Here is an 11,912-nt window from a genome sequence, read left to right on the forward strand (position 1 = left end):
CTCCTCTTACAAACTAATTTTAGTTACTACTATATCCGAATCTTCTAATGCTTTTAACGAATGTTTTTCTAATGGTTTCATATGCAAGATGTTCTCTGTAGTTACAACATGCTCCGTTCCTTCTACCGTAAACTGTACCTTCCCTCTTCGTACGACAATTAACACATTTGCATTGGCATGATGTTCCTTTACTTCTTCCCCAGCTCGTAATTGAATATTCAACATATCAAAATCTTCTTTTAGAACATTTGTAATTTGCTTCTCTTTTTCTTCCAATACATAAGGTGTATCAACTAAATTCATCTTATGCTCCTCCCGTTCATACTGGTGCACAAAATCCTCTTAAATCTATCATATACGTAGTTTTACGAAAAATAAAATAAAGCGACAAAACAATTAATTACAAAATAAACCGTAAAAGCAATGACACCTTCTACGGTTTCTCCATTATAACAATAATATTCGACACGATTCCTTTGTATTCGAGTATTTATAATCTCTTTTTCCGATTTTTAACCCTAATCTATGGTATAATCAAACTATCGCTAAGTGCGTAATAAAACTAGAAAAGAGGCAGACACATGAGTTTCCAACGACAACCTAAGGAAGTTTCACCCTTTGTGGCAGCTAGGAAAATTGATGAGAAGATCTCTTTCACTCGTAATGATCACGAAGTACAAGGAACTATTTTTAAAATTTTAGAGCAATCGGTAATTGTTGAAATTTCTACCGAAGATGCTAAAAAGATTAATGTCCCTTCGAATCTTACGGTAGTATCTCATAAAAACTACACGGTAATATAATTGTGAATCTCCTCGAGAAAAGCTTGTCCATATTTTTCTCGTTTGTTTGCACCTATTCCGTGAATTTCTAATAATTGTTCTTCGGTTTGCGGACGCTCTGCACACATATGCTGTAGAGTCTTATCAGAAAAAATAACAAATGGTGGTACACCTGCTTCGTCCGCAATTTTTTTCCGAAGTATTCTTAGTCTTTCGAACAACGGGTCATTCTTCGCGATTTGCTTCGTTACAGTTACACCTTTGCGTTCCACTACCCTATTCCCCAACAATACTTCTTTTCCTGCATCGGATACATAAATGGTTGGTAAGCTACCATGATTTACTGAAAGAAACCCTTCTGCAATCATAAACTCCATTAAGCCAGACACTTCTTTTAATGACTTACTCTTTAATATGCCGTAAGTTGATAACTTCGTAAAACCAAAATCGATTACTTTTTTGTTTTGAGAACCAGTCAATACTTGAGCAGTCATCGTCTTGCCAAATCTTTGCCCCATTCTAACAACACACGAAAGAACCATTTGAACTTCCTTTGTTACGTCTTGGACTTCCCTAGAATCTGTGCAGTTTCCACATCGACCACATCTAGCAGCATCTGACTCTCCAAAATAAGTAACAATAAACTGTTGCAGGCAATTTTCGGTGTGACAATAATCCACCATTCCTTGCAGTTTCTCAAGCTCCTGAGGGATTCGTTCACGATCCATTGCTTGATCTATTAAAAATCGTTGCGTTTGAACGTCCTGCGATGCATACAAAACGACACATTCACTTGGTAAACCATCTCGTCCCGCTCTCCCAGCTTCCTGATAGTAGCTCTCCATATTTTTCGGCAACTGATAGTGGATTACATAGCGGACATTGGATTTATCGATTCCCATACCAAATGCATTGGTCGCAACCATCACCTGTGCTTCATCTGTTAAAAAACGCTCTTGTTCCTTATTTCGAAACGCCTCTGGAAGTCCGGCATGATACTTCGCAGTCTGAATACCTGCTCTATTTAGTAAATCATATAACAGGTCTACTGTTTTTCTTGTCGCTGCGTAAATAATTCCTACTTCGTTCGTATTTTTCTTTATGAATTCTTTTAAAAATTTATTTTTATCTTGTCCTAATACGACTGAAAACGCAAGGTTTGACCTTGCAAATCCAGTGATTACTGTATTATCCTCTTGAATTTGTAACAATCGGCATATATCATCCCGGACAGCCGGAGTTGCAGTAGCGGTTAGGGCAAGTACAGTTGGCTGCTCTGTAAATACTTCCTTTAACCGATGAATAGCACGATAGCTTGGTCGGAAATCATGCCCCCATTGTGAAATACAATGCGCCTCGTCCACTGCTATTAATGGAACCTTTACCTTTTTTAATTGATTTAAAAAGTTGGGCGATTCTAAACGCTCCGGTGCTATGTAGAGTAAACGATATTGACCATTTTGTACCTCTTCCATTGTTTCTCTTACTTCTTCTGCAGTTAACGTACTGTTTATGAAGGTTGCAGGAATCCCAGCCTGAGTTAAAGTATCCACTTGGTCTTTCATAAGGGATATTAATGGAGAGATAACAATTGTAGTGCCTTCTAACATTAAGGCAGGGATTTGGTAGCAAAGAGACTTCCCTCCCCCAGTAGGCATTACACATAAACTAGAATTCTCATCTAATACATAGTTAATAACCGTTTCTTGGCCTTCGCGAAACGAATCATATCCAAAATAAGTTTGTAATAATTGACGTGCTTTATCTAACACGGAGGTCCCTCCTGTCATTTATTTGGAAGCTCACTATTTTCTGTTACTGTTTTTCTTGTCGATTTTGCTAATCGTATTATTAGTTGGTTTCGGGTCAACTTTATCTACATCAGATCCTAGTAGAAAATAGCCAATTATGGAAGACACGATAGCTGCTCCTACAATGATAAGTATTCTATTTATAATTGTTACTTCCGAATATTCTTCTTGGTTTAAAATTATAGTTGCCAACACCGCCACAACAATCATAATTGGCGGGATTAGTTTTGACTTTTTCATAGCAAACTTCCTTCCTCTTCGCATGTATAGTATATTGTACCATAAGACTATCAAGGGTTTTTACCCATACGTATGAGATAATATATAAAAAAACATATGAGGATGACTACAATGATGCGAAATGAATTAGATATCAAAGTAACTGAAACACTTGCCCAAGATTTACAAAAAGGCGTTCCGATTTTAATGAAAGACGGCTTCCACGAGACAGAATCTCTTGAGGAAGGAAGCATTTTAAAGCTGAAAAATGCTGCTGGCAAATTTATCGGTAAAGGCTATGTCGGAAAACAAAATAAAGGGATTGGCTGGCTGTTAACGAAAAATGAAAATGAAAAAATTGACAAATCCTTTTTCCAAAAGAAAATAGCTACAGCAATTAGTCATCGTGAGGATTATTATCATAATACTGATACAACAGCCTTTCGTATATTCAACGGTGAAGGAGACGGTATCGGCGGTTTAATCATTGACTATTTTGATGGATTCTATTTAATCAGCTGGTATAGTGAGGGTATTTATTCCTTTAAAGATATGATTTTGGAAGCATTAGAAGCTTCAGTTTCTTATAAAGGAATTTATGAAAAGAAACGTTTTGATACAAAGGGTCAATATGTCGAAGACGATGATTTCGTTAAAGGTGAACGCGGAGAGTTTCCACTCAACGTAAAAGAAAATGGGCAGCACTTTGCTATTTACTTAAATGATGGAGCAATGGTTGGGGTGTTTTTAGACCAACGCGATGTTCGTAAAACAATTCGAGATAACTATTCGAAAGGAAAAACAGTACTGAATACATTCTCGTATACTGGAGCTTTTTCTGTATTTGCTGCATCTGGTGGTGCTACAAAAACAACCAGTGTCGATCTTGCCAAACGAAGCTTAAGTAAAACGACTGAACAATTTGAAGTAAATGGAATCGATGTCGAAAAGCAAGACATTATCGTGATGGATGTATTTGATTATTTTAAATACGCGAAACGGAAGGAATTATCCTTTGATATGGTCATTCTCGATCCACCTAGCTTTGCACGTTCAAAAAAGTATACATTTAGTTCTGCTAAAGACTATACAAAATTACTAATGGATGCTATTAATATTACAGAAAAAAATGGTGTTATTGTAGCATCTACTAATAATGCTACATTTGGTATGAAAAAATTCAAAACGTTTGTGGAAAAAGCTTTTAAGGAGAGTAACCGAAAATACACAATTGAGGAAGAGTTTTCCCTTCCAAGCGATTTCAGAACCTCTCCCCTTTTTAAAGAGGGTAATTATTTGAAGGTGCTGTTCATAAAAGTGAAGTAAATGTTTTTAGAAAGGAGGACGCATTTGCGCCCTCTTTTTTGTTAAATCATGCTTTTCACTACTTTAGACATAGTGGATCCATCAGCTTTTCCTGTAAGTAATGGCTTAGCAATTTTCATTGCATCTCCCATGTTCATGCCTTTTGTAACTCCAGCTTCAGTTAAGATCGTCACAATTTCTTCTTCAGTTAATTGTTTTGGCAAGAAGCTTGCTAGTAGTTTTAGTTTTGCATTTTCTTTTTCTATTAAATCCTCACGATTTGCTTCTTTTGCACCTTCTAAAGCCTGGTTTGTTTGTTTCACTTCTCTATTTACGATGGCAATTTCTTCTTCTGGTGTAAGGGCAGATCCTTTTTCTTTTTCCGCATTATCCAGTGCAGATTTTAGTATGGTTAATACTCCCTTAGCTAGTACATCTTTTTCTTTCATCGCGCGTTTTATTTGGTCGAAAACAATCGTTTTTAACATATTTTTTACTTCCTCTCCTTTGTACTTGTTTATTTGCTAATGGTATAGAAAATAAATCAATTAGTCTAGAATCTTTCCTCAGTCATGCTTCTCCCTACGTAGGTACGCCAAGAATTAAGTAGATCACACTACAATAATTGAAGAAAAGCTCCAAGTGAGCGAAGAAAACTTCAGAACACTAGAGCTTTTTAGAAAAGCGATATTAATTTATCCCGCACTAATGGCAGACTGGATAAAGTTTCACTTTATCCGAAACTATGTATTATGCTTCGTCCGGTGTGAATGTTCTGGTTGCTAACTCAGAGTCTAGCATAAACATAGCATTAGAATCATTTTCAATACGTTTAATTTTGTTAATTAGAGTATCAAATGATGCCTCTTCCTCTACTTGCTCATCAATGAACCATTTTAAGAATGCCATAGTTGCATGTTCACGTTCATCTAATGCAATATCAGATAGATGATAAATTCGACGCGTCACTTCTTTTTCATGTTTTAAAGAAGTTTCAAAAACGTCTAAAGTCGAAGAAAACTCATTGCCCGGCTTGTCAAATCCATCAATTGTAGCTCGGTAGCCTAAGTCACTTAAAAAGTTATAAAATTTCATAGCATGGAAACGTTCTTCTTCTGCCTGAACTAAAAAGAAATTAGCAAATCCATCGTATGCTTCAGCCGTACAATAAGCAGCCGCAGCAAGATAGGTATGTGCAGAATAAAACTCAAAGTTCATTTGATCGTTTAATGCTTTATGTAAATTTTTAGACAGCATAGTTAAACTCCTCTCATAGTAGAAAGATTCAATTTCCCTTTAAGTATACAACTTAATCCATTTTAAAAACAAATAATAAGTGATAATGATTATCAATTACTCAATAGATTTTGTTTCAAGTATGCTCTTAAACCTCCGCTTGTACTTCCTCTACAGTTTGCTCTACCTCTGATCGGGTCATTTTTTCTTTCCCGTTCTTTAGTGCTTTCAGTGTTTTGTGAGCGAGTGCAAGAGGTAATTTACAGAATAACAATATACTTTTGCGGTTGATACTCTTGATGTATTCATCTGCTTGTGCTAAATTGTCTTCTGCATAATCGAACATGTCTGCTCTTGTCCATCCTTCTGGGAAGAATTGTACACCACGTTCGCTATCTTCGTCCTTGTTTCGCAATATATTAACTGCTTGAAGACCGCGTCCATATGCAATTGCTAAATTACGGTCTGTATTTATATCTGCACTCCACTTCCATAAATCCGAAAGCATCACACCAACAAGACCTGCTACATAATAGGTATACTCATCGAGATCTTCTTTTGTCTTCACTTGCCAGTTCTTACCTACCCATTTAGCCATTCCTTCTGCCATTTCACTAGTATAGGTTTTTACAGTTTCTAATAAATCAGCCGGGCAAATTTCCAACCAGTCCCCTAATCTAAGAGATACTGGAGGAAGTATATCTTGATAGTCTTCAACTAGTTCTCCATACGCTTGTTTATCAAAATCTGCTAACAATAGTTTACTTGTAGATAGCAGTATTTCCTGTTTATCTTGTGGATCTAATGATTCATGATCTTCAATCTCGTCTATCGCACGCATGCATAAATAAGCAGAAGCAACCGCCTTTTTTAGTTTAGGTTCTAAAAAAGTAATTGGAATATAAAAAGTTCTACTTGTTTTCTTTAGCATGTCCATCGCTTCTTTTTGTAACGTTGCTACATCATGCACGACTAGTCCCCCGTTTCATTCATTTAGCCTCAGCGTAATTGCGTCCAGATTTTGAAGTGTACTTTGGCCTGCGTGATGCAGGTCAGGTAGCCATAGTCGCATGGGTACGACATACTTTACAAATTCTCTTCAAAAGCTGTGACATCCGCCGCCAGAGGCTTAACTTGAATCCTTTACACTCCATTGTATAGGATTTTTGCGAAAAGATAAAATGACTACCATTTGCAAAGAAGGACAAGGTAAAAGTTCAACTATTTTATTGTTTTACTGTTTCTTTATATACTGTTTTTTGTTCCCTCCAAAATAACGATATTACAAAGCTAATTGCGAGTATAATCATCGCTAATACGTATGGATAATCAATATGCACGTCAAACAAAATCCCTGCAATACTTGGTCCAATAATATTACCAATACTCGTAAATGTAGAGTTTAGTCCCCCAACAAAGCCTTGCTCATTTCCAGCTATTTTAGATAAATACGTTGTCAGCGCAGGTCTCATTAAGTCAAACAACAAGAAAATCACAAAGGTTACGAGTAATATGGACCAGTAAGCAGAAACCTTTATCATCGCAAAAATGAAAATCGTTGATACACCTATACAAACTTGAATTAATCTAATTTCTCCAATTTTTCCTACAACACGATCGAAGGTTAGCACTTGGAATATTATTCCCAGAACACCACTGACAGTAATGATTAATGCAATATCCTTTGGTGTAAATCCGTATTTATGATCTACAAATAGGGAATAAACGGTTTCAAAAGCAGCTAATCCAAAGCTAGATACTAGAATAATAATCATCGGGATCAAATATATTGGTTCTAAAACTTTTCTAAAACCTGGTTTAACTAACTCTCCTTCTCTTTCTACACTCACCCTTTTAGGTTCTTTCAAAATAACAAGTGAGAATATTGCTCCTAAAAATCCTAGTGCCGCGGCAACAAAGAAGGGAAGTCTAGTGCCATGTTCAGCTAAAAAGCCACCAATTCCCGGTCCAATGATGAACCCAGCACTGATTGCTGCCGCAACATAACCCATTGCTTTTGGTCGTTCTCTTAAAGTGGTAACATCTGCAACATAAGCTGTCACGGCAGGCATAATGAATGCAGCACTTATACCTCCTAGTATTCTTGAAATATATAATATCTTCACATCTTGCCCAAAACCGAAGAGCATTTCCGATAATCCGAATATAAACATACCAATTACAATCATTTTTTTACGGCCAAACGAGTCAACCCATTTACCTGCGATTGGAGAAACCAATAATTGGGCAAATGCAAAGGCCGCAACTAAATACCCCATCGTAGAACCTTCTAGGCTCATCTCCCGCATTAATGTGGGCATAACAGGAATAATTAGTCCTATTCCTAAAAATACAATAAATAAATTTACTAATACTAAATAAATTACCTTATTTAGACTATTTCTTTGAGAAACCATCTTCAAAACTCCTTCAAATCCAGATTCAGCATATAAATAAAATAAACCCTATAGTAACTATAGGGTCAAGTAGTTTGAAAAGGTATTTTTAGTTCTACTAAGAATTCATCCTCTTTGGAAGCCGTGTAATTTATCGGCATCCAAACATCATATACAATGGGGGCGACGACTAATTGGTGTTGCTCTATATAGTCTATTAACTTCTGATAGCACGCCTCGTATTCATCGTCCTTTAAAACAAAAGAAATGCTAAGATAATCTCCAGCTGGAAGTGTACTAATTTCCACATCTTCATATTTTTCTTCAAAATCCTTATTTGTCACAATATAAGTAAATAAATAATCATAGTTGATGTCATTTAATGATTCATACCTTTGGAAAGGAAAAGCTCCACCATACAATGTATCAAATATGCTGCCCTCTTCCTCTAACACCTTACTTATACGCCCATATTCCTTATTTGGAATATCATCGACTTTCATATTGTAGGTTTTAATCTTTACTATTTTTTGAGCTGGTTCTTTCTTAATGCTTACGGTCATCATATTTGAATCCAATACAAAGGCTTGTATTTGCTCTTTTTTCCGCTGTAGCACCTGCTTCGTCTTGTTTAGTCGTTGAAATTGTTCTTCAATTCTTTTCTCCTGGTTCTCTAGATATTCAACTAACTCTTCTGGTTTCAATGTTAAAACGGATTTAACTTCCTTAAGCGATAACCCAAGATACTTCAATGACTTTATAATATCCAAGTAATATAATTGTGTGTTTTGGTAGTATCTATAGTGGTTACTTAAATTTTTTTCCATAGGTTTAAACAAGTTTATCTGATCATAGTATCGTAAAGTTTGAATCGAAATATTACTTAGCTTTGCTACCTCGCCTATCGTTAAATAATGAACTTTCAAATAATCCCCCTGTTTCTAAACAAGCAGTTTTATAAGCTCTAATAAAAGCTATCCTATTGAATATAGGATAGCTTTTATTGTTCTACTATTCAATTCCTTGAATATTTACCTCTTTTACTGGCAAGAAAAGTTCTTCTGTATTTAAGAATGTCACTTGTACTTTATCTCCTTCTTGCATATAAACTGCAAGGGGTGCAACTTCGGAAGATACAATATAACTTTGTTTGTTTTCTAATAAGAACGATACTTGAGTAAATTCACCTACACGTTCTTTAAAGACACGTACAACTGTACCAGCTATCGATTTCTCTTCAGCATTGGAGCTTCCGTCTACTGAGCTTCCTCCACGTTGAATCGCTATTTTATATAGCTTTAGTGCTTCGTTTGGCGTATTACCATATACAGAAATCTCTGGATTTGCAGCTGATACTATAAAGTAATTTTGCAGGAATCCATTAGAGTCCAATACCGGTGTTAACCAGCTAGCTTCTCCGTAAAAGTTGTACAATACAGGCATCTCGCCAGACCATTTCTTCTCGATGAATTTCTTTTCAATAATTTGTAGAGCTCCTTGAGAATCCATATAAGAATCCTCTAGATTCCCTGTATAGAAAGTAGCCTCACCTGTTCGACCATCTGTTAAGGAATAACCGAGCATCGAGTCTACTCCCTCTTTCGGACTCGTAAAGTCTGTGAAATAATACATTTGACCATCTTCAGCGAAAATTGGACTTACATTCGCTTCGGTTCCTTCATCTGATGGAAGTTTCACATCTTTTTTACCAAAGAGACTATTGATAAACCCATGTACATATTTACCAAAATAACTATTTTGCAAGCTCACTGTTTCTGGAGATACTGCACCATCTATAAATGCTGGTACATCTGCAATTTTATAGGAATCTGTCTGACCTGTAGCGGGATCTACCACCACGATTCCTTTTACCTCAAATCCATTTCGCGCAGCGATGAAACTACCATAGGATCGGATGTAATATGGTTTTCCATCCTCATCAATTTCTAACTGAGGATCCCCGTAGAAAATTTTAGTTGGATGTTTCATACGCATATGTCTTTCTAAGTTTTTATGGAAATAAGAAGAAGGTGTATAACTCATGTCCGCTTCTACAAATTTCGGATTATCCGATGAGTCGGTTGCACTCATTGTAAAATAACCTGGTGTCACGTCTCCATTCCACCACTTGAAAAGTCCCGAAAATTCTACTGGAGCAATATATACATACTCATCTTTTACTTTTTGAATTTGTAAATTACCTAATTCATAATAGCTCGTATTTGGCACTTGCCCAAAAGCTTTTTTCATTTTATTGCGTGCAAATTTTGGCGGTACGCTAGCAGGTGTCTTCGTTTCGTCAAATGCTTCAATTTCCACCTCTTGCTGCATTTCTGCTACTTTGTATTTTTCGTCTGCATTCCAAAATGATGCTGTTAGCATGAAAATGGCTAAAACCAAGCTTCCTAAGAATAGAATACCTTTTGCTTTTTGTTCTTTTCCTTTAGATAGAATCATCCCTGCTAATGTTGCAATAACTAGTAATGGCCATAATGCTGTCCAATTACGATCTAAGTTCGTTACATAATATATAATCGCAAGTACGATAAAAGTTAAAACCGACAGACCAATAATAGAAGTTATCATGTCTTTTCTTTTAGCTGTCAACGGGACTACTAACAATGCGGTAATTATCGCTGCAACTGCCGAAATAATAAATACACTGGTCATTTTCTCAAACCCTCTCTTTTTTTAAGCATAGTTATTTTACGGATGAGTTGGGAAATGGTTTCACAAATACATAAATAATACGATAGCATAGCATATACTTAGCACTAATTCTTGTTAGGTGTTTGCTATGACAGGACAATTTTTCTCTTTTACCTTAAACCTCTTTTTCCACGATATAACTACTAGGAACAAAGAAAGCATTAAAATCCCACTAAGAACAATGAAACAATAAATAATAAGGTCTGAGGATACCATTTCGGTAAATACAGCAAGTAATAAAATTCTTATTAAGAGGCCTAATGTACGAAACAAACTATCGACTCTCCCTATTATATTGTTAGGAATATGATCCATTAAGAAAGAGTTTCTAGCAACCCTAGTACTGCTATTACCTATCGCTAAAAACAACATTAAGGATAGATAAACTGGTAAATTAACGAAGACTATTAATGATATAGCAATCGTATAAACGCATACTCCGAAGATAATCGTCTTTTCATTTCCAAATTTACTTGATAAGGTCGGTACGAAAATCCCTGCAATTATTGCTCCTATTGCATAAATCATCCCTTCAATCCCATAGACACTTGCGTCCGCTTCAAGTACATCTACTAAATAGACTGGAAACAAATAATTCGTTAGCATCACACCAATGAAAGGCATGAAAGAAAATAATAAAAAAATAAACAAGGAAGGACGAGCTAATATATATTTAAGTCCTTCACTTACTTGCGATTTAACGACTTTTCCCGTCTTTTCAATGGATAATCTCACATACGGTAACTTCAAGTAAAAATAGATGGCAGCACCGTAAGATATCGTATCTAGTAATAAAATATAGTGTAAATCCCATTTTAATAATAAGATACTAGCTAATGCACCTGCAATCATACTAGAAAGCTGTCCCTGCACTTCCATCGTTCCATTTAACGATTTATATTGGTCCTTCGTAAATATTTCTTGATTTAGAGCAAACATCGTCGGATAAAAAATCGTGTAATATAAACTACCGATCATATAAATAATAGTATAATGCCAAATTTCATATGATAAGCCGATAAAACCTATTAAAGAAAACATAAATAATAGAGCAAAACATATGATTTCACTTATTATTAATAGCTTCTTTCGAGATACTCTATCTACTAGATTTCCTATAAATGGTGTAAGGATAAAACTCAATATCGTCATACCGATCGTTATATAGCCAAATACCTTATTGCCATCTTCACTCGATACAAGCATCCATGGAATCGCAATCATCGTTATTCCAGAACCAATTGAGGAAGCAATGTTAGCGAAAATAATGAGCCGGAATCGGGAGTCTTTATATAGATTTTTCAATTGAAACACTCCTTAACTTATTCTTATTATTTCACTATAATTGAAAATTCAGCTATTTAGTTCAGTCATTAGTCTTGAGTCTTTCTCATACATTTGACGGAAGAAAAGAACAAACGCGCAAGCGTCTAAGTAAGCCCTGACAACGTTCT

12 protein-coding genes are annotated in these 11,912 nt (G+C 35.7%); 2 read left to right on the forward strand and 10 right to left on the reverse strand.

The window, feature by feature from the left end; genetic code table 11:
• Positions 1-6 precede the first annotated feature (6 nt).
• Positions 7-303: an AraC family ligand binding domain-containing protein gene (locus MKY37_RS09355; protein WP_340776368.1), complete on the reverse strand. Its 297-nt coding sequence runs from the start codon at positions 301-303 to the stop codon at positions 7-9.
• 278 nt (positions 304-581) lie between these two features.
• Here MKY37_RS09355 and MKY37_RS09360 point away from each other — a divergent pair, with 278 nt between their 5' ends.
• Positions 582-803 (forward strand): DUF2187 family protein, encoded by a 222-nt coding sequence (locus MKY37_RS09360; RefSeq protein WP_090570704.1) that lies wholly within the window; start codon positions 582-584, stop codon positions 801-803.
• Here the strand turns inward: MKY37_RS09360 and recQ are convergent.
• The gene (gene recQ / locus MKY37_RS09365; protein WP_340776374.1) at positions 788-2,554 is read right to left on the reverse strand and encodes a DNA helicase RecQ; all 1,767 of its coding nucleotides are present in this window, start codon (positions 2,552-2,554) and stop codon (positions 788-790) included. The two genes, MKY37_RS09360 and recQ, sit on opposite strands and share 16 nt — an antisense overlap.
• Before the next feature lie 33 nt (positions 2,555-2,587).
• A complete protein-coding gene (locus MKY37_RS09370; protein WP_340776377.1) occupies positions 2,588-2,833 on the reverse strand; it encodes a hypothetical protein in 246 nt (81 codons plus the stop codon).
• A 114-nt stretch (positions 2,834-2,947) separates the two neighbouring features.
• Between MKY37_RS09370 and MKY37_RS09375 the strand changes: the two genes are divergently transcribed.
• The gene (locus MKY37_RS09375) at positions 2,948-4,138 is read left to right on the forward strand and encodes a class I SAM-dependent rRNA methyltransferase (protein ID WP_340776380.1); all 1,191 of its coding nucleotides are present in this window, start codon (positions 2,948-2,950) and stop codon (positions 4,136-4,138) included.
• A 41-nt stretch (positions 4,139-4,179) separates the two neighbouring features.
• On the opposite strand, the gene MKY37_RS09380 is transcribed toward MKY37_RS09375, so the two are convergent.
• The 7 genes from MKY37_RS09380 to MKY37_RS09410 form a co-directional block, all read right to left on the reverse strand.
• A complete protein-coding gene (locus MKY37_RS09380; RefSeq protein ID WP_340776381.1) occupies positions 4,180-4,605 on the reverse strand; it encodes a GatB/YqeY domain-containing protein in 426 nt (141 codons plus the stop codon).
• Between the two features lie 262 nt (positions 4,606-4,867).
• Complete coding sequence (locus MKY37_RS09385; RefSeq protein WP_340776383.1) at positions 4,868-5,374, reverse strand: ferritin; 507 nt, start codon at positions 5,372-5,374, stop codon at positions 4,868-4,870.
• A gap of 127 nt (positions 5,375-5,501) precedes the next feature.
• On the reverse strand, positions 5,502-6,323 hold the full coding sequence (locus MKY37_RS09390; RefSeq protein WP_340776385.1) for a phytoene/squalene synthase family protein: 822 nt from the start codon (positions 6,321-6,323) through the stop codon (positions 5,502-5,504).
• A 256-nt stretch (positions 6,324-6,579) separates the two neighbouring features.
• Positions 6,580-7,770, reverse strand: coding sequence for an MFS transporter (locus MKY37_RS09395; RefSeq protein ID WP_340776388.1), 1,191 nt, complete (start codon positions 7,768-7,770; stop codon positions 6,580-6,582).
• Between the two features lie 65 nt (positions 7,771-7,835).
• Entirely contained in the window at positions 7,836-8,675 is an 840-nt protein-coding gene (locus tag MKY37_RS09400; protein ID WP_340776390.1) for a MerR family transcriptional regulator, read from the reverse strand.
• A gap of 85 nt (positions 8,676-8,760) precedes the next feature.
• The gene (locus tag MKY37_RS09405) at positions 8,761-10,419 is read right to left on the reverse strand and encodes a hypothetical protein (RefSeq protein ID WP_340776391.1); all 1,659 of its coding nucleotides are present in this window, start codon (positions 10,417-10,419) and stop codon (positions 8,761-8,763) included.
• Between the two features lie 114 nt (positions 10,420-10,533).
• Positions 10,534-11,763: an MFS transporter gene (locus MKY37_RS09410; protein WP_340776395.1), complete on the reverse strand. Its 1,230-nt coding sequence runs from the start codon at positions 11,761-11,763 to the stop codon at positions 10,534-10,536.
• Positions 11,764-11,912 lie beyond the last annotated feature (149 nt).

It is taken from the genome of Psychrobacillus sp. FSL K6-2836, assembly GCF_038003085.1.
GTDB lineage: Bacteria > Bacillota > Bacilli > Bacillales_A > Planococcaceae > Psychrobacillus.